This window comes from Mobilisporobacter senegalensis (assembly GCF_003752155.1).
In the GTDB taxonomy this organism is placed as follows: domain Bacteria; phylum Bacillota; class Clostridia; order Lachnospirales; family Lachnospiraceae; genus Mobilisporobacter; species Mobilisporobacter senegalensis.
Map to the genome: position 1 here is coordinate 44,248 of NZ_RJVG01000007.1, position 19,474 is coordinate 63,721.

Genomic DNA, 19,474 nt, shown 5'->3' on the forward strand with positions numbered 1-19,474 from the left:
CACCAGTGATGATATACGGAGGTAAAAGTAGTAGGGCTGCTTCAGCCTACTCATCCCAGTTATGGTACACCTGTTGCACATCGTCGTCTTCATCTAGCAGATCAAGAATACGATTCATTGATTTTAAGTCTTTTTCATCATTAAGTTCAACATATGTTTGAGGTATCATAGTTACTTCAGCCTGAGCCATTGGAATTTTGGCTTCTTCTAATTTCTCTCTCACTTCACTGAAGCTTTCCGGATCCGTAATGATTTCAAAGCTATCTTCTTCTTCCGCAAAATCCTCTGCACCAGCATCTAAAGCAATCATCATAAGTTCATCTGCTTCTAAAGTGCATTCCTCTTTGTCAATAATAATTTGTCCTTTTTTATCAAACATAAAAGAAACGCAGCCTGGTGTTCCAACATTACCATTTCCCTTGGTGAATGCATTTCTGACGTTGGAAGCTGTTCTGTTCTTATTGTCTGTTAATGCATCAACAATAATGGCTGTTCCATTTGGACCGTAGCCTTCATAAGATACATATTCATAATTTACTGAGTTAGCATCCCCTGCTGCTTTTTTAATTCCCCTGTCAATCGTATCATTCGGCATATTATTTGCTTTTGCTTTCGCGATAACATCCCGTAATCTGCTATTATTAGCAGGATCAGCTCCGCCTTCTTTTACTGCGACTGCAATTTCCCTGCCAAGAATTGTGAATATTTTTCCTTTTGCAGCATCATTTTTTTCTTTCTTATGTTTAATATTGGCAAACTTTGAATGTCCTGACATACTTATTCTCCTTTTAACTACTTTATATAACTTTAATATTCTATCACTATTTTTTTTGACTTACAACCCTATAATCCCAATGTTTATCAACAGAAAATCAGGCTTCGTCAAAGTTTCCTATACTTTTGGAAGTAACTATCTTATTAAGTTTTTCCATAACTCTGATAGCTTCCTCATTGCTTCGAACGGCACACATAATTGTATCATCACCTGCAATGCAGCCTACAATCCCATCGAAATGAAGGGCATCCAGTGCAGCAGCAACAGCCATTGCCATTCCTGAAATAGATTTGATAACTATTATATTCTGAGCAATGTCCATAGAAACAAAACCATCACGGAGCACTCTCACAAACTTTTCATTTAAACCAGATTCCTGATTCTTAAGTACGATATATTTCTGACGTCCACTATCAATAGCTACTTTCGTTAACTTCAATTCCCTTATATCTCTTGAAATAGTAGCCTGTGTTACATGATAGCCTGCATGCTCTAACAGATCTGCTAATTCTTCTTGTGTTTCAATATCATTATTGTTGATTAATTCAATAATTTTAGTTTGTCTTCCAATTTTCATTATTCTTTATCCTCCCCAAGTTTCGTTCTTAGTAAATCAAAAAAACCATTATTATTTACTTTAATTAATTTTGTTTTTTTCTTTCCTTTTGTTATTTCAACTGCATCACCAGTCTGTAATTCCATCCTAAGTCTGCCATCTAAGGATATAATAGCTTCATCCGGATTCTTTGACCTTTTTCCTAATTCAATACGTATCTTGTCTTCTTGCGATACAATGATGCTTCTATTAAATAAAGCATGTGGACATATTGGAGTAATTATCATTACCTTGGAATATGGGGCAACAATCGGGCCACCTGCAGAGAGATTATAACCGGTCGATCCTGTTGGTGTTGATATAATGATGCCATCACATAAATATGTATTTGCAACCTCATCATTTACATAAATCTTAACCCGAATCAGGCCGGAAGTACCTTTTTTATTTATTACAAAGTCATTCAAGGCATATCCGCTATATACTTCTTTCTCATTACAAAATATACTTCCTTCCAACATTAACCTTGACTCAATTTTATAATTTCCATCAAATAGTGCGTCTAGAGACTCATGTATCATATTCTGCTCAATCTCTGTAAGAAATCCTAATGTTCCAAGATTTACACCAACAATAGGAATATCATTGGAAACCAGATCACTTGCAGCAAGAATCATTGTACCGTCTCCTCCTAAAACAATGGCGCAATCCATATCATCAGGAATTTCGGAAGGCAGGATAAATCCTTCCTTTCGATATAAATCAATATTCTCATTTACTGCCACAACATACTTCTTTTTATGTGCAGTAAGGTAATCCATTATCATATGTGTGATCTGGAATTTTTCATCCTTTTCCACATTAGTAATTATGCAAAATTTATCCATTTTTTTCTCCTACATATAGTAATTATCTTTACTCTAATGTACCATGAGCCCGTTTGACTACATCATTAATATAATCTTTCAAGTCTTTCATCTGGGCATTATCTACGTAGGTATTACATTTGACAATGTCTAGATCTTTATAATAAAATTCATCTATGTCTTCGTTTTCAGCAAGTTTGGCCACAATTAAATCTCTTGTTTCTGCTGTATTTCTCATGTGGAGTAAATATTCTATATTACCTTCAGGACCTTTAATTGGTGAAAAATCAAGATTTAAAATACGAAAACCTATGCTGACTCCATATTTTATTATTTGTTCAATTACATCTTTGTGTACGGATTGTTCTCTAACCACTCCTTTTTTTCCAACCTTTTCCCTTCCTGCTTCAAATTGGGGCTTAATAAGACATACTACCTCCCCATCGGAAGTTAAAAGGTCCTTTACAGGAATTAACACTTTTGTCAGTGAAATAAATGCAACATCAATAGATGTAAATTCGATTTGATGATTGATATGTTCTGGAAGCAAATGTCTGACATTCGTCTTCTCCATAGATATCACTCTCGGATCCTGACGTAATTTCCAGGCCAGCTGGTTCGTTCCAACATCAACTGCATAAACTAAAGTAGCTCCATTTTGTAACATACAGTCAGTAAATCCACCTGTAGAAGATCCTACATCCATACAAATCTTACCTTCCACTAAGACACCATACTGTTCAATTGCTTTTTCCAGTTTAAATCCGCCACGGCTTACATATTTTAAAACATTCTCTTTTACTGTAATTTCTACCTTATCTTCAAAAGTACTACCTGCTTTATCTTCTCTTTGCCCATTCACAAAAACATTCCCTGACATTATAATAGCTTTTGCTTTTTCTCTTGACTGGGCCAAATTTCTCTGTACCAATAAGACATCTAATCTTTCTTTCATCTATTTCACCATTCATCATTTGAATATATATTCTAATGTTCCAATTTTATCTCATTTTTACACCTATTTACAATGGAATCTGCATCTATTCCTAATTCTTCTTTTAATAGTTCTGGTTCCCCATGGGTAATAAAACGATCTGGAATAGAAATATTGATATGTTTTATTCTACCATAATTATATTGACTTAAAAAGCCGGATATTTTTTCACCATAACCGCCACTTTTCACATTTTCCTCTAAAGTAATGAATACATGATGATTTTTTGCTAATTCATGTAACATATCTTCATCTAATGGACTGACAAAGCGGACATTTACCAAACTTGCATGAAATCCTTCTGCTCTCAGCTGTTCTCTTACATCAATTGCTACTTCTACCATACTGCCAAGAGCAAGTAATACAATATCCTGGTCCATATATATCATTTCACTCTTTCCAAATTCAATTGGCCCGTTAAATTCTTCTAACCCCTCAAACACTTTACCTCTTGGATATCTTATAGCAATTGGGCCATTATAAATTGCACAATATTGCAGCATCATATCAAATTCTCTAACATTTTTCGGAGCGATTACGGTTAAATTAGGAATATGTGATAAATAAGATAAATCATAGATTCCCTGATGTGTTTCCCCATCTTTCCCTACAATTCCCGCCCGGTCGATTGCAAATACAACCGGTAAATTCTGCAGACAGACATCATGAAGAATTTGATCATAGGCTCTTTGTAAAAATGTAGAATAGATTGCCACAAATGGTTTAAACCCTTCTGCAGCCAATCCTGCTGCAAATGTTACCGCATGTTCTTCAGCAATACCAACATCAAAAAAACGTTCCGGATAATAATTCATGAATTTTGTCAAACCTGTACCTGAGGGCATCGCAGCAGAAATTGCTACAACTTTTTCATTTGTATCTGCTATCTTAACAATAGAATCAGAAAATGCTTCTGTATAGGATACACATAAACTTTCTGTTTTCGTTTCTCCTGTTTTTATCACAAATGGCTCCATTGCGTGAAATTTAGAAGGGTTCTTCTCAGCGTAAGAATAGCCTTTTCCTTTCTTAGTGATCACATGAACAATCACAGCTTCATTCATTTTAATAGCACTTCTAAATGCACTTAATAATTGTTCCATATTATGACCATCAATTGGTCCAATATAAGTGATACCCATATCTTCAAAGAGCATCCCGGGGATTACCAGTCTTTTAATGGAATCTTTTGATTTCCTTATCTTATCAACAATAGCATCACCAAACACTGGTAATTTTCGAAGTGTTGTCTCAACCCCTTCTTTTAATCCAAGATATTTTGTATTAGACCTGATTTTACCAAGATATGTGGACATTCCTCCAACATTTTCTGAAATTGACATATTATTATCATTTAATACAATTACCATATTGGATTTTAACCTTGCAGCATTGTTCAGTGCTTCATAAGCCATTCCACCTGATAAAGCCCCATCCCCAATTACTGCAAACACTTTATTATCTTTACCTGATAGATCTCTTGCCTTAGCAAACCCAAGGGCCGCCGAGATAGAAGTGGAACTATGCCCTGTATCAAAACAATCACTATCACTTTCCACTCTTTTAGGAAATCCACTCATTCCTCCAAAACAGCGAAGAGAGTCAAATCCTTCTTTTCTACCTGTAAGTATTTTATGAGTATAAGCCTGATGTCCTACATCCCAAACTAATTTATCCTTTGGGAAGTCTAAAATAAGGTGCAGAGCCATAGTTAACTCTACTACACCTAAATTAGAAGCTAAATGCCCACCTTTATTACTTACTCTATCTATTAAAAACCTTCGTATTTCTTTTGCTAATCTATTATAATTCTCTGGTTTAATATTCTTTATATCATTCGGCTTTTCAATACTATCTAATTCTTTAGCCAATTTTACACCTTCTTATCCTCTTTATTTTTCTCTGCTTACCAGTCTCCTGATAAGTTCTTCCAAAAATAAATTTTCTTTATAATTTAATTTTAACATATTTAAGTTCTTTAAAGCTCTGTCAGATATCATCTGAACATCTTCCTTGGATTTTTCCAGGCCTTCTAAAGTAACGTACGTAGTTTTACTATTCTTCTCGTCACTGCCGATTGGTTTTCCTAAAACCTCAAGAGTACTTGTTACATCTAAAATATCATCCTGAATCTGAAACGCAAGCCCAACATCTGATGCTATCTGTTCGATAATCTCCAGTTCTTCTTTCGTTGCTCCACCAAGGATTGCACCGATTAGCATGGAGCACTCAATTAATGCACTTGTCTTCAACTTATAAATAAAATCTAATCTTTCTTTATCAAGGGGCGAGCCATTTGCCAGGACATCTACAACTTGTCCGCCAATCATGCCATAAATACCCGGTTTTCTTGCCAGTACTTTCACTGCATCTGCTATCATTACCGGATTTTCTCCCATGTCAAACGCTTTACATGCAACCTCATAGGCATAATTGAGCAGACCATCTCCTGCAAGAATGCCCATGGCCTCACCATATACTACATGAGTTGTCTTTCTCCCTCTGCGGTATTCATCATTATCCATTGCCGGTAAATCATCATGAACCAGTGAATATGTGTGTATCATCTCAATTGCTGCCATGAATGGCTCAATTACTTTACTGATTTTTTTCTGAAACAGGCAGAAAGTTTCTAACATTAACAAGGGACGGATTCTTTTCCCGCCACCAAGTACACTGTAATTCATTGCCTCAATAACATATTTCTGAAGTCCTGCCTCTTCTGGCAGATATTCTTTTAATATTTGTTCTATATATTCTATTCTGTCATTTTGCTCTTTTTCAAAGTTCATCGCTTTCTCCATTCTCATTTAAAAGAATAATTTTCTTCTCAATTTTATCAATGGAATCATTGCATATTTTTAATAATTGTACCCCTTGATTGTATAATTTAAAAGAATCATCTAAATTTGTATCTGAATCCTCTAATTTGGATATAATATTCTCTAATTCTTCAAAAGAATCTTCTAATGTTTTTTCATTCTTAGCCATTATACACGCCTCCTGCCATTTAATTCTTCTACTTTTGCTAAAATATCACCATCAAGCATTGATACTTTAATCGTATCTTCTACTTTTATCTTATCAATACTATTGACAATATTGTTTTCACCATCGGATATTAATGCATAACCTTTATTTAATTTAGCAATCGGTGAAAGACCATTCAACTTTTCTATATAAATTGCGAGAGAATGCCTTTTTTCTTTTATAATATCAGATATTAAATTACCTAACTTTTCTTCATAATCCATCAGATGTTGACGTTTTTGCCTTATTTGGTAAATAGGGCTTGAATGTTCCAGCTTTAACTTCTTTTGTTCTAACAAACTTCTATATAGTGAAATTTTACGCTTTAAAATATGATTAAGCGTTACATTATAATCATAGATTTTTGTGTATAGGTCATTAATATTATTGGTCGCTAATTCTGCTGCTGCAGACGGGGTAGGTGCCCTTAAATCTGATACGAAATCTGAAATAGTCGTATCTGTCTCATGCCCTACTGCTGATATAATTGGTGTATGACAGTCAAAGATGGCCCTGGCAACAATTTCTTCATTAAACGCCCATAAATCCTCGATAGAACCACCGCCTCGCCCAACAATGATGGTATCAAGTTCCATCTTATCAAGAATTCCAATTCCCTTCATAATTGATTTTGCAGCTCCTTCTCCCTGGACTAAGGCAGGATATAAAATCAACTGAATATAAGGGTTTCTTCTTGATATTATGTTAATGATATCCTGAATCGCGGCCCCTGTTCTGGCGGTAACAATACCTATCTTTTTCGGATACATGGGAATTGTTTTCTTATATTCTTTTGAAAATAGTCCTTCTCCTTCGAGATTTCTTTTTAGCTCCTCAAATTTTTGATAAAGAACTCCCGAACCATCTAACAATATTTCTCTGGCATAAAGCTGATACTTGCCATCTCTTTCGTATACACTGATACTTCCTAAGACAATTACACTTTGTCCTTCTTCCAGACGAAACTTTAAACCACTTCGTTGACCAGCAAACATAACTGCTGCCATCTGACCTTTCTCGTCTTTTAATGTAAAATAGATATGACCGGACGTATGATATTTACAGTTAGATACTTCGCCTTTTATATAGATATTATTTAACGCATAATCTCTAATAAACATATCTTTAATATATAAATTTATCTGGGTAACAGAATATACCTTATCCAACTTAATCCCACCTTTATTACAAACTATGCAATCTTAGCAAGAACTCCATTGATGAAGCTTGGTGAATTATCTTCTCCGAATTTCTTAGCTATCTCAACTGCTTCATTGATCGCAACCGGAGTTGGAATACCTTCATCAAATTTAATTTCATAAGTAGCAATCCGAAGTAAAGTAAGATCTACTTTGCCAAGTCTATTTAACTTCCAGCCACTTGCTGCTTCTTCAATAATAGAATCTATTGCATCTATTTTTTCTAATATTAGATTAAAACGATTCGTCAATTCTTCAATTTCTTCTTCTTTTGGTGCTTCCATCAAGCTAAAATATAATTCAATTTGTTCATTTAAATCATTTTCTTCATGAAAATCTTTTCGAAATAACATACGAAAGAGATGTTCTCTTATTTCTCGTCTAGACATAACTATTGTTTCCTCCTGAATTTAAGGCAGATGTAGAACTTAACTTCACTGCCTGTTTCACCTGAACCATAAAATCTTATTGTATAAGGTTCTTGTGATTATTGTTCACGAAAATTCTCTTGCAGGGAAATATTTTCGTTACTTTTGAATTAAATAACCCTCAAATATTAAATATTCAAGGGTTACAAAATATTATACACTATTTATTTAATATAAGAAAGCTTTATTTCGCATTTTCAATACTGACACCTGCAATTCGAATATTGACTTCTGTAACATTAAGTCCTGTCATATTCTCAATCGCAACTTTTACCTTCTCTTGTACTGCTTTTGAAGTCTTTGGTATACTATAGCCATATTTTAAAGCCAATGCAACATCCACTGATACATTTTCAGGAGTAACTTCAACTTTAACACCCTTAGCTAAATTTCTCATACCAAGTTTGCCAACCAGTTCATTGGTGATGTTACCAGCCATGGCAGCAACGCCATCTACTTCTGTTGCAGCTAAACCTGCAATAATTGCAACCACTTCATCTGCAATTTGCACTTCACCATATTTATTATTTTCGCGTATCTTATAATTATTTCTATTCTCTTGTTCCTTAATCACAGTCAATACCTCCTAATGATATCCATTGGATGATTATAAAATTTACCAATTATTATCTCTATACTTATTATAACAAAATAAATCATTTTTGCAATTCTTTTTCTATATTATCTGGGTTTTAACCTACCCATGCCTATTTTCATGAATAAATATGCGTAATATTATTAATGCACAAAATAATATATTTTATTCAAATATATTATTTTGTGCATCTGCATGGATTATTCAGCTTTGACAACAACTGGCTTAATTACTATTTTATCAGCCTTAACACCTGTTGCACTCTTTGTAGCATCTTCTATCTGAGCAATCTGCTGTTCTGTCAGACCTTCATTGCTGACAACAACATTCACTTTTCCTTCGCTCATACTAACCACTACATTTTCATATCCCTGGGCACCTAATAAAATCTCGGCTGCATTTTCTTTATCAGCAATTGAAGTTAATTCTATCACTCCATCAATAGCTGCTTGTTTTTGCTTATCAGAAACTTTATCACTATTCACTATTTCCATAAAGAGTTCTTTGCTCTTCGACCTCATTTGTTCCCGTTCAATCTTTACTGATGAAAAGTAACTAGGACTTATCGTAGTACTGGCTAGGACTGCTTCACCCGGTGTACCTTCTGCATCCTTTATATCTGCAGTTTCTTTTGTTTCCTCTGTAGCTAATTCACCTGAATCTGTTACATCAATAGCATCTTCTTTAGAAATTGCATCCTTTGTCTTCTCTGCTTCCGCTATGTCCTCTTCAGAAAGATCCAATAAAAGATCCTCTTCAGTAAAGTCATATGTATTATCTCCGGATACTTCTTTCGCATCATCAACTTGACTATACAGATCATTTGATACAACTTCCTGATCTACTCTGTCATTGGTAAAATTCAAATACCCTGCTACTGCAATCATAATAGCTAATGCAGTAATTATGACTTGGTTCTTTCGAAATATATTCTTCATATTTGCCTCCTATCTTGAATTCATCTTCATTACTTTAATTTTATGTGTAGGAACGTCAAATAATACCTCAACTGCATCTATAATTTCACCAACTATCGTAGGATTCCCTCCTCCCTCTGCAATTACGACTACTCCTTCAACTTCAGGCTCAATTTCTTTTATTACATAAGGAATCGAATCCCCCTCATCATTGGTAATTAAGACCGTTTCATCACTTTTTTGTATATTACTGCTTATTCTGCTCCCTCCATTTCCATCAACTTCATTGGTTGTATCCTGTGTATACGGAGAGTCTTTTAAGGTCACCAATTCTTTTGAAGATTTTAAAGTGATCATTACCTCCACATCTCCAATTCCCTCTACCAGTTTTAATGTAGATTTTAGTTCCTCTTTTAAAGTATTCACATATTGATTTGCAGCTTCATTTTTTATATTTTTAGAGGCATTGGTTTCTGAAGACACAGATGTGGTATCAGAGGGTGCAGTATTCTTCTCCTTTTTGGGGAAAAACAGATCAGGAATTGACAGGGCAATAATGAATACCCCTGCAACAAACATGATAACTATCTTTTGAACGCCAATCTCCTTAATCGTTAATTTCTTTTTTTCTTTCTTATCCTTTTGCTCCATATACTCACCTTAAATCCTTTACCTGTTATTCTCTATAATCAATATCCACATGAACCATATTTGTGTCAAGATTGTAAAACTGTGCTAATTCCTTTTTAATCTCGATTTCAAGTACTGAATCTGTTTTCGGTACTCCAGGATTGCTTTCTTGTTCCTCTTCCTTATTTTTACCAATTTTTATTTCTTCAATTGAAATTTCTTCAATAATCATGTTCGTCTTTCTATCTTTCATATTTTCTTCTTTCAATTCCTTAGCAAATATATCGATTTCAAGCACCGTTCCAAAACCTGTACTAGACATGTCTTCATCAACAACCAGGTCACATCGTTTTAATGTCAAATCTCTTTTATTAAGTTTCTCTTCTATCTGCTGCTCTAATTTTACTCGGTATTCCTCTATAATATAACTTTTTTGCTCCTCATCTACATTAAATATTTTGGCATTCATATCTTTGGCCTCTACTTTAAAATAATTCTCTTCAATATGATAATCCATGGAATCGGTTAGATTGAACAGCTTCATTACAGGGGTGATCACAATATAGATTAATAACATTCCTGTAAACATAGATACATATTTTTTATAACTGCTTGTACCAAGTAAATTCATAACAATGGCCACCAGTATAAGGTAAATTACTATCGTTTTTACAGCATCATATATAGCATCCATATAAGCCTCCTTATTAACCACTTAATCCAAAATTCGTTGATGTTGTTATAATTGCGATTGTAATAAAGAAAAGTACTGCACCAATAAAAACTGTATAGAGCAGCAGCCCAGTAGCTTCTGATACTCCATTCATACAATTTAATATTCTTTTATCAGTAATTGGCTGTATTACAGCAACTCCCATTCTATAGACAATTGCATATACCGTTAATTTAATCAGAGGAACTGCAACGATAATTAATATGACTACAAGACCGGTTACTCCAATCGCATTTTTAACCAGGACTCCTGCTCCATAGATTGTTTTTGTAACACTTTCTAATGCATCCCCAATTCCAGGCAAAGAACCTGACGCCCGGAGCAAAAAACTTTTTTTCATGGAATCTACTGCCGGAACAATCATTCCCTGAATTGCATTAAAGCCAATTACCGCTGCAAGTAAGGTTTTAAGAGACCATTTTATGACAACTTCCATTAAATCTGTGAGTTTTGAAAGATGATCCTCTTTCGATATATTATTTGCCAAGGTCAGAATCAAGTATATATTAATGCAGGGTATTATTAATTTGATCAATAAAAAATCTACTGCTGTAATTATTATTAAAGTCGCCTCATAAAAAATCAGTGAGGTTTTAGATCCAGAGCAAAAAGCTATGGATAAAAAATAAGTTGGTACCAATGCTTTCATAAAATCTAATAATTTAGATAATGTATTTCCAGCCAGACTAGTCACAGTAATAAAACTGCTTGTGATTAATGAGAACAATAATATGTAGGTAATGTAAAAGCTTGTCTCAGAAACCTGGTTATTATGAAATATATTTGAAAAATTAGTAAATAATGCAGCTATGATCACCACAGATAACAGACGAAGAATTGATCCTACATCACTTTGAAATTGGGTAATTACTGTATCTTTCAGGTCATTCATTATCACACTGGGTGAAATTTCTTTTTCTCCTGAAATCAGGCCGCTTACATAACTTTCAAAATCAATTTCATCTTGTCCCGGCATAATATCTTCAATTACCGATTGAATCTGCTCATAATCAAAATCATTATAATAATCAACATTTCCTGCTTCTTCCATGGCATACGCTTTAGAACCCGGGAGGAACAGGACAAATATCAGACATACAAATAAATAGTTAAATATTTTCATCAAATCACCTTAAGCCTTTAAAAATTGATGAATCGTATCAAGCAGTGCTAAAAGAATTGGCATACTTACTGCTAAAATACTTAATTTCCCAACCAATTCAATTTGTCCTGCAATTGCAGCATGTCCAGCATCCTTACATAAACTGGCCGAAAATTCAGAAATATATGTAATACCAATGATTTTAATTAAGATTTCAATATATACCTGATTGATTTTTATGTAACCTTGTATTTTCTTAATTGCGTCAATGATTACCTCTATTCTTTGTAAACTTAGAAAGAATATAAGGAAACAGGTAGCAATGCCTATATAAACACTATATTCTGAACGTGTACTTTTAAATTGAGTTGCCAGTAATACAGCCACAATTCCTATGATTGCTATTCTAATCAATTATAGTCACCTCCTAAGACTACATGTCCAAATTTACTAAGTTACAATTGGAATAAATGTTGAAGACTCTCAAATAGTTCTAATATGTATGGTATGATCCATAAAAGCACCAAGATCAATCCGGCCAGACTTGTTAAAAAAGCCTGCTCTTCCCGCCCGGAATGCTTTAACACTTGATTCAATACAGATACTAATATTCCTACTGCAGCAATTCTAAGTATAAGATATATATTCATCCAAATCCCTCTCCTTACATAAGCAGCAATCAAGTTATATCCATTATGATTACAGCATGATAATTGTTACGAATATTCCTGCCATAACTCCTAATGTGTTATATAGATGCGCTTTCTCTTTCAATACTTTCGAAGCTTCAAGAATTTCCGCTTCTAATTGTTCTATGTATAAATCAATTATGTTAATCTGCATGTCCTTATCCAGGTAGCCAAGATTTTCTCCTAATTTCATAAGATGTTCCTTATCATTTTTATTTAGAGAAGTATCTTTTAACTTTTGTTCCACCCCTATTTTCCATATATCAAAAAAACGTACTCCATCCAGTTTAATTAATTCTTCATAGATATGAGTAAAAAATTTTGCAAAATTTCCTTCATGCCTGCAGGCAATCGCTCCTATTGCTTCTGGCAGCGGCGTACTCCCGTAACGAATATCTCCTCTTAAAATTAATATATTTTTCTTTAGTTCTTTCATGTCTTCAATTCTATCTTTTAAACTGCTGCTCATATAAAAACCAAAAGCAGAAGAAGATGTAATAACAAGTACGGCACCAATTATCTTCATGATTATCATAGATTTCACCCTTTTCTCCTATTACGAAACAGTTTGATATAAAATACTACCTCTTTCGTCAAATATTTGTTCTATATTTCCAACGCTTTTTCTGTTATTTAATACAATGTATCTCTCAAATACTTTTTCTTTTACTAACCTTCCTAAAATCGGTTTATTACGAATGTCTTCTATGGAACTTCCATGAACGGTAGCAATGATTTTGCAGCCACAATTAATTACATATTCAATGGCTTCAATATCTTCTCCTAATCCTACTTCATCTACTGCAATAATTCTTGGAGACATGGAGCGGATCAGCATCATCATCCCTTTTGCTTTCGGACAACAATCCAGAATGTCTGTCCGAATTCCCAGATCATTTTGAGGAATCCCCATATAACAGGCACCTATCTCAGAACGTTCATCTACAACTCCAACAGTAAATCCATCTATATCAGATTCCCCATTGGATAGTTGTCTTATAATATCTCTTAGTAAAGTTGTTTTACCACATCTAGGCGGCGAGATAATCAAGGTATGATAAATATCATTCATGTCTGAACTTTGAATATATGGAATCACTTTATCGGCACATCCTTTTATTTGATGTGATAGTCTGATATTAATAAAAGAAATATGCTTCATACTTTTTACTTTTTCCTCATCCAGGATGGTTTTACCTGCAATACCCACTCTATGACCTCCCTGTATCGTTATAAATCCTTGTTTTATTTCTTCTTCAAATGCATATAATGAAAAATTACTTATGTATTCCATCGTTTCTTTGATTTCATTTCTGGTAATCATTACTGCATCTATATAATTCTTACTCAGTTTTGAATGATTTGTTACAAAGAATTCTTTATTATCATAGATAACAATAAGTGGCCCATTTGCACGTAGTCTTATCTCTTGAAGCTTTTCATAATCCATATTTGTTTTAGTTAATATGTTTCTAAGTCCTAAAGAGAATATCTTTAATAGCTCGTCTTTTTTATTCACCTTATCACCTCTTTAAACAATATATGATGAGATGATTGATTTATTCATAGATTATTATTTTTTCTATTGCAAAGTTTTATCGGTTATATTATCATAAAGTGAAAGTTGACGCCATGATCTATAAATAATTGATTAAATATGATTTAGAAAGAAGTTGAATATATGGAATATGGATTGATTGGAGAAAAACTGGGACATAGTTTTTCAAAAGAGATACATGAGAAGTTAGCTGCTTATACTTATACTTTACAACCACTAACCAAACAGGAATTCCCTGCTTTTATGGCGTCACGAGATTTTAAGGCGATTAATGTGACTATCCCTTATAAACAGGACGTCATCCCCTATCTTGATGAAATAGACGAGAATGCCAAGAACATTGGAGCAGTAAATACGATTGTAAATAAAGAGAATAAATTAATTGGTCATAATACTGATTTTTATGGTTTTTTATATACCATTGAGCACAATCAGATTGCTATTGCAGATAAAAAAGTAATTGTCCTGGGAAATGGTGGTGCATCTAAAGCTATTATAGGGGTTATTAAATACCTTAAAGCAAGAGAAATTATCGTTGTGAACCGTACCCCAAGAGATGGCACTATTACATATGAAGATTGTTATAAAGATCACCTGGATGGGGAAATTATTATTAATACTACTCCTGTCGGCATGTATCCTGAGACAGATTCCAAGCCAATTGATATCCGTCAGTTTTCTAAATGTGAAGCAGTCATTGATATTATATATAATCCTTTAAAGACAGAACTCCTCCTTCAGGCAGAAAGCCTCAGCATGAAAGCAGTGAACGGGTTAGAGATGTTAATTGCGCAGGCAAAATACGCCGTAGAATATTTTTTAGATATAAAGATTAATGATTCTGTAATTGAGAAAATATATAAAGAATGGGACTGCATGAACTAAGATAGACAAAAAGGTGCTTTTGCAAAACAAATAAATAATCTGTTTTGCAAAAGCACCTTTAATAATTTAATAATAAGTATATTATTTCTTGATAAAAATATAAATCAGTAATTATACTCTCTTTAAGTAATCACCAGATCTTGTATCGATACTAATCGTATCCCCTTGTTCTACAAATAAAGGAACATACACAGTAGCACCAGTTTCAACGATTGCTGGCTTTGTAGCACCTTGTGCAGTATCTCCTTTAAAGCCTGGCTCTGTCTCTGTGATTTGTAATTCTACAAATAAAGGTGGTTCAATGGCAAACACTTCTTTATTATGTGTACAGATTTTAACTGTTTCATTCTCTTTCACAAATTTTAATGAATCACCAATAGAATCTTTTGATAAAGCAATTTGTTCAAAAGTTTGTGGATCCATGAAGTTATATAAATCACCATCTGAATATAAATATTGCATGTCTACTCTTTCAATACGAGCTTGAGGACATTTTTCAGTTGGTCTGAATGTTTTTTCAACCACGCCGCCATTTTTTATATTCTTTAATTTTGTTCTAACAAATGCTGCACCCTTACCAGGTTTTACATGTTGGAATTCTATTACCTGATATACATTATTATCTAATTCAATTGTTAAGCCATTTCTAAAATCGCCTGCTGATACCATATTTGATATTCCTCCTTAAAATTCTCTTAATAGTTTATAATAAAAACCTATTTTTTTCAACTATTTTTTTATTACAGTTCTGCCATGAAGAAGGTAGTGCACAAATTGCACACAAAAGGCTATAATTCAATTAATTCTTTCCTGGAATGAGTAAAGTTAACATGGCCATCTTCTTTTACTACCACAAGATCTTCAATTCTTACTCCGCCAAAATCTTTAATATAGATACCTGGTTCTACAGTCATTGTTACATTTGGAAGAAGAATTCCTTCGGAAGCAACAGAACATCTCGGTTCTTCATGAATATCCAAACCTACACTGTGTCCGAGTCCATGTCCAAAGCATCCCTCATATCCTGCATCATCAATAATATCTCTGGCAATTTTATCAATATCTTTACCGTAACAGCCGGCCTTTATTTGGTCAAGGGCAGCTAATTGGGCCTGTAAAACTGTATTATATATCTTCTTTTGCTCATCGGATGCTTTCCCAATGACAATGGTCCTGGTCATATCAGAGCAATATCCCTTATAGATACAGCCAAAATCCATTGTTAAGAAATCGCCATTTTCAATTAATTTATTAGATGGAGTTGCATGTGGCATAGAAGAATTCACACCGGAAGCTACAATTGAATCAAAGCTAAGGCCGCTCGCACCACTGGTTTTCATAATAAATTCCAGGTGTGCTGCCACTTCCAGCTCTGTCATACCTGGTTTAATGATATCAAGTATCTTCGTAAATGCAATATCTCCAATTGCTTCTGCCTGTTTGATGCATTCTAATTCATATTCTGTCTTAACATATCGAAGATTTGTTAACCCATCCTTTAGGGGAACCATTTCTTTCACATCTAATTTTTCTCTTAACTTTACAAAGCTGGAACAAAGCAAATCATTATCTTCATATCCCAGTAATTTAACATCTTCCATATGCATGATATCGTTAATATATTTGCAATAATCACGATTACCATCTACCTCAACTACCTCAAAACCAAGGCTTTCATTCGTTGCCTGGATAGTGTAACGAAAATCTGTTAAGATTACCTGTTTCTTCCGTGATATATATAAATAACCGGTAGCTCCCGAAAAACCACTTAAGTATCTCATATTAGATCCGTTGGATACTAATACTGCATCAATAGATAATTTGTCTAATATTTCTATAACTCTAGCATGATTATTCATTTTATTACCCTTTCTATTGTTGAAATTTACTTTCTACTTTTTAGTATTTCCAGAATAGCATCAATTGCCAGAAGATACCCATGCAAACCAAATCCAGCTATTTGTCCATTACAAACAGGAGCCGTTACAGAATGATGCCTGAATTCTTCTCTTGTATGTATGTTAGAGATATGTACTTCAATTTTAGGCATTTCAATGGATGCCAAGGCATCCCTGATAGCATAACTATAGTGTGTATAAGCGCCAGGATTTATGATTATTCCATTGGTACCATCTAAGTAAGCCTGCTGGATACGGTCTATTATCTCACCTTCACCATTACTTTGAAAAGTATCAATCGTAATATTCTCTAATCGTCCTTTTGCTTCTAATTGCTCAAGTAAATGGTTATAATCCTTATTCCCGTATATTCCTTTCTCCCGAATCCCCAGAAAGTTAATATTGGGACCATTAAGCACTAATATTTTCATAACTGCCTCCTTATCCTTCTTCTTAAAGATTGTCCTTTTTTACCATGTCATGATATTGTCCCATAATTTCTGATATGATTTCAGAAATTGATAAATCATCAGTCTCTATCTCTATATGAGCAGTTTCCCTGTAACTTGGTTCCCTTAAAGTCAGCAGGCTATTTACTCTTCCCTCCAAATCATCTGTTTGAAGAAGAGGTCTGGTATCGTCTTCTTTTACTCTGTTGATGATGGTCTCTTTTCTTGCTTTTAAATACACCACTACTCCAAGTTCTCTTAGAATTTCTGAATTACCTTCCCTGACTGGCAGTCCGCCTCCAGTAGATATCACAGAAGATTGTATATGATGGATTAGATTCTTAATATAATTTGTTTCTAAATCCCTAAAATATTCTTCACCATACACGTCAAATATTTTAGAGATTTTCATTTTATTTTTCTCTTCTATCTCTTCATCAGTATCTATAAATTGAAAAGAAAGACTTTTCGCCAGTAATTTGCCAACACTTGTTTTACCCGACCCCATAAACCCGATCAAAATAATATTATCTGCCATCGTATCCTCCAAAAAAGTATTTTAAACCACCTTGTAATTATTTGATTTTTGACTGTTTATTATAAAAATATAAAACAATTCTTTCAAAATATCTCTTTATTACGATTTGAATCTCTTCTTTGGGGTCTATTGGCTTAACCAGATAATTTCTAAGACCGACTCTCTTTGCTCCCCACACATCGGTAAACAATTGATCCCCCACAAAAATGGTATTGGATTTATTTGTATGAATACGGTTCATCGCTTCAAGATAGCTTTTCTTAAATGGTTTATTGGCTTTATAAATGAAATCTACTGCAATTGGTTTATTAAAACGTTCCACACGTTCTAATTTATTATTTGACATTAAACAGATTTTAAAACCGATACTTTTTAATCTCTTAAAAAGCTCAACTACCTCATCATTGGCATCTGCCCCATGTTTTACGAGGGTATTATCAATATCAAATAATATTCCCCGATAACCTTGTTTATAAAGCTTTTCATAATTAATTGAAAAACTGGATTTCACATAATGATCCGGATAAAATTTACTTAGCATAATGCACTCCTAGACAATTCGTTAATTGTTATATTATAGCAATTCTCTTGTTATTTCACAAGTATTCATATTTTTTAATTTTGTTACAACGTTACCTTATGGTAATATATTTCCCGCACTGCGGTATATTTCATACCATTCTTCTCTGGATAATGTTACCTCACAGGCTTTACAGATATCTTTTAACCTTTCTGGGTTCATCGTTCCAAGAATAGTTTGAATATTGGCAGGGTGTCTCATGATCCATGCTACTGCAATGGCAGAATTTGAAACATTATATTTTGCCGCTATTTCATTTATTTTTCCATTCAATTCAGGAAATTTATCATTGTCTAGAAATACACCTTCAAAAAAACCATATTGGAATGGGGACCATGCCTGAATTGTTATATCTTTCAAACGGCAATAATCCAACACACTGCCATCCCTGTCCAAAGCTGATTCGTTCTCCATATTTACATTAATCCCTGATTGAATCATCGTACTATTGGTTATACTTAACTGCAACTGATTGAACATTAATTTTTCATCAACGTACTTTTGCAGTAATTCAATCTGCATTGGTTTTTGGTTGGATACTCCAAAATACTTTACTTTACCGGATTTCTTCAATTGATGAAATGCATCCCCGACTTCTTCTGGTTCTACCAATGTATCCGGTCTGTGCAATAATAATATATCAAGATATTCTGTATTTAATCTTTTTAAAATTCCATCCACTGAATTTAAAATATGTTCTTTGGAAAAATCGAAAAATCCTTTGCGAATGCCACATTTTGACTGTAAGATTATTTTTTCACGTATACTTGGATTCATTCCAATTGCTTTTGCAAAAATTTCTTCGCATTCACCTTTACCATATATATCTGCGTGGTCGAAGAAATTAATATCTAAATCCAATGCTGTCTGAATTAATTCTTCAGCCTTTTCTAAACTAACCGAATTCATTCTCATACACCCAATCACTATTTGAGGTATGAGAAGTTCATTATTTACTTTCATTTGTCTCATAATATTCTCCTTAATTCTCTAATATTTTTGATACACAAGGAAATGTGATTGCATACATCCTTAATTATTCCTATTATAGC

The 19,474-nt window shown here is 33.6% G+C and carries 25 protein-coding genes; 1 reads left to right on the forward strand and 24 read right to left on the reverse strand.

Annotated elements, in window-relative coordinates:
• Positions 1–46: 46 nt before the first annotated feature.
• The 18 genes from EDD66_RS11935 to spoIIIAA form a co-directional block, all read right to left on the reverse strand.
• Positions 47–775: a YebC/PmpR family DNA-binding transcriptional regulator gene (locus tag EDD66_RS11935; RefSeq protein WP_123609819.1), complete on the reverse strand. Its 729-nt coding sequence runs from the start codon at positions 773–775 to the stop codon at positions 47–49.
• A gap of 97 nt (positions 776–872) precedes the next feature.
• Entirely contained in the window at positions 873–1,352 is a 480-nt protein-coding gene (gene argR / locus EDD66_RS11940; RefSeq protein ID WP_123609820.1) for an arginine repressor, read from the reverse strand.
• Positions 1,352–2,218: an NAD(+)/NADH kinase gene (locus EDD66_RS11945; RefSeq protein WP_123609821.1), complete on the reverse strand. Its 867-nt coding sequence runs from the start codon at positions 2,216–2,218 to the stop codon at positions 1,352–1,354. Before EDD66_RS11945 ends, argR begins: the two co-directional genes overlap by 1 nt.
• Before the next feature lie 28 nt (positions 2,219–2,246).
• Entirely contained in the window at positions 2,247–3,152 is a 906-nt protein-coding gene (locus tag EDD66_RS11950; RefSeq protein WP_123609822.1) for a TlyA family RNA methyltransferase, read from the reverse strand.
• A 32-nt stretch (positions 3,153–3,184) separates the two neighbouring features.
• Complete coding sequence (gene dxs, locus EDD66_RS11955; protein ID WP_123609823.1) at positions 3,185–5,062, reverse strand: 1-deoxy-D-xylulose-5-phosphate synthase; 1,878 nt, start codon at positions 5,060–5,062, stop codon at positions 3,185–3,187.
• A 21-nt stretch (positions 5,063–5,083) separates the two neighbouring features.
• Positions 5,084–5,983, reverse strand: a complete 900-nt coding sequence (locus tag EDD66_RS11960) for a polyprenyl synthetase family protein (protein ID WP_123609824.1) — start codon at positions 5,981–5,983, stop codon at positions 5,084–5,086.
• On the reverse strand, positions 5,973–6,182 hold the full coding sequence (gene xseB / locus EDD66_RS11965) for an exodeoxyribonuclease VII small subunit (protein WP_207667782.1): 210 nt from the start codon (positions 6,180–6,182) through the stop codon (positions 5,973–5,975). Before xseB ends, EDD66_RS11960 begins: the two co-directional genes overlap by 11 nt.
• The gene (xseA, locus tag EDD66_RS11970) at positions 6,182–7,390 is read right to left on the reverse strand and encodes an exodeoxyribonuclease VII large subunit (RefSeq protein ID WP_123609826.1); all 1,209 of its coding nucleotides are present in this window, start codon (positions 7,388–7,390) and stop codon (positions 6,182–6,184) included. The genes xseB and xseA overlap by 1 nt, the downstream gene beginning before the upstream one ends.
• A gap of 23 nt (positions 7,391–7,413) precedes the next feature.
• A complete protein-coding gene (nusB, locus tag EDD66_RS11975) occupies positions 7,414–7,809 on the reverse strand; it encodes a transcription antitermination factor NusB (RefSeq protein WP_123609827.1) in 396 nt (131 codons plus the stop codon).
• 223 nt (positions 7,810–8,032) lie between these two features.
• On the reverse strand, positions 8,033–8,419 hold the full coding sequence (locus tag EDD66_RS11980; RefSeq protein ID WP_123609991.1) for an Asp23/Gls24 family envelope stress response protein: 387 nt from the start codon (positions 8,417–8,419) through the stop codon (positions 8,033–8,035).
• 224 nt (positions 8,420–8,643) lie between these two features.
• A complete protein-coding gene (locus tag EDD66_RS11985; protein WP_123609828.1) occupies positions 8,644–9,381 on the reverse strand; it encodes a SpoIIIAH-like family protein in 738 nt (245 codons plus the stop codon).
• 9 nt (positions 9,382–9,390) lie between these two features.
• A complete protein-coding gene (locus EDD66_RS11990; protein WP_123609829.1) occupies positions 9,391–10,011 on the reverse strand; it encodes a stage III sporulation protein AG in 621 nt (206 codons plus the stop codon).
• Between the two features lie 25 nt (positions 10,012–10,036).
• Entirely contained in the window at positions 10,037–10,684 is a 648-nt protein-coding gene (locus EDD66_RS11995) for a stage III sporulation protein AF (RefSeq protein ID WP_123609830.1), read from the reverse strand.
• Between the two features lie 13 nt (positions 10,685–10,697).
• Positions 10,698–11,846 (reverse strand): stage III sporulation protein AE, encoded by a 1,149-nt coding sequence (locus tag EDD66_RS12000; RefSeq protein WP_123609831.1) that lies wholly within the window; start codon positions 11,844–11,846, stop codon positions 10,698–10,700.
• A gap of 9 nt (positions 11,847–11,855) precedes the next feature.
• Complete coding sequence (locus EDD66_RS12005; protein WP_123609832.1) at positions 11,856–12,239, reverse strand: SpoIIIAC/SpoIIIAD family protein; 384 nt, start codon at positions 12,237–12,239, stop codon at positions 11,856–11,858.
• Between the two features lie 41 nt (positions 12,240–12,280).
• Complete coding sequence (spoIIIAC, locus tag EDD66_RS12010; RefSeq protein WP_123609833.1) at positions 12,281–12,475, reverse strand: stage III sporulation protein AC; 195 nt, start codon at positions 12,473–12,475, stop codon at positions 12,281–12,283.
• Between the two features lie 49 nt (positions 12,476–12,524).
• Positions 12,525–13,049, reverse strand: a complete 525-nt coding sequence (locus tag EDD66_RS12015; protein WP_243115355.1) for a stage III sporulation protein AB — start codon at positions 13,047–13,049, stop codon at positions 12,525–12,527.
• Positions 13,050–13,070: 21 nt separating this feature from the next.
• Complete coding sequence (gene spoIIIAA / locus EDD66_RS12020) at positions 13,071–14,033, reverse strand: stage III sporulation protein AA (RefSeq protein WP_243115348.1); 963 nt, start codon at positions 14,031–14,033, stop codon at positions 13,071–13,073.
• A 162-nt stretch (positions 14,034–14,195) separates the two neighbouring features.
• Here spoIIIAA and EDD66_RS12025 point away from each other — a divergent pair, with 162 nt between their 5' ends.
• Complete coding sequence (locus EDD66_RS12025) at positions 14,196–14,957, forward strand: shikimate dehydrogenase family protein (protein ID WP_123609835.1); 762 nt, start codon at positions 14,196–14,198, stop codon at positions 14,955–14,957.
• Between the two features lie 111 nt (positions 14,958–15,068).
• Here EDD66_RS12025 and efp read toward each other — a convergent pair whose 3' ends face one another.
• The 6 genes from efp to EDD66_RS12055 form a co-directional block, all read right to left on the reverse strand.
• Positions 15,069–15,626 carry an elongation factor P gene (gene efp / locus EDD66_RS12030; RefSeq protein WP_123609836.1) on the reverse strand — a complete coding sequence of 186 codons (558 nt, stop codon included), beginning with the start codon at positions 15,624–15,626 and terminating at the stop codon, positions 15,069–15,071.
• Between the two features lie 119 nt (positions 15,627–15,745).
• Positions 15,746–16,816 carry a M24 family metallopeptidase gene (locus EDD66_RS12035; protein ID WP_123609837.1) on the reverse strand — a complete coding sequence of 357 codons (1,071 nt, stop codon included), beginning with the start codon at positions 16,814–16,816 and terminating at the stop codon, positions 15,746–15,748.
• A 26-nt stretch (positions 16,817–16,842) separates the two neighbouring features.
• A complete protein-coding gene (aroQ, locus tag EDD66_RS12040; protein WP_123609838.1) occupies positions 16,843–17,286 on the reverse strand; it encodes a type II 3-dehydroquinate dehydratase in 444 nt (147 codons plus the stop codon).
• A gap of 22 nt (positions 17,287–17,308) precedes the next feature.
• Positions 17,309–17,842 (reverse strand): shikimate kinase, encoded by a 534-nt coding sequence (locus EDD66_RS12045; protein WP_123609839.1) that lies wholly within the window; start codon positions 17,840–17,842, stop codon positions 17,309–17,311.
• Positions 17,843–17,879: 37 nt separating this feature from the next.
• Positions 17,880–18,383 (reverse strand): YqeG family HAD IIIA-type phosphatase, encoded by a 504-nt coding sequence (locus EDD66_RS12050; protein ID WP_123609840.1) that lies wholly within the window; start codon positions 18,381–18,383, stop codon positions 17,880–17,882.
• Between the two features lie 96 nt (positions 18,384–18,479).
• Positions 18,480–19,394 (reverse strand): aldo/keto reductase, encoded by a 915-nt coding sequence (locus EDD66_RS12055; protein WP_123609841.1) that lies wholly within the window; start codon positions 19,392–19,394, stop codon positions 18,480–18,482.
• Positions 19,395–19,474: the final 80 nt, after the last annotated feature.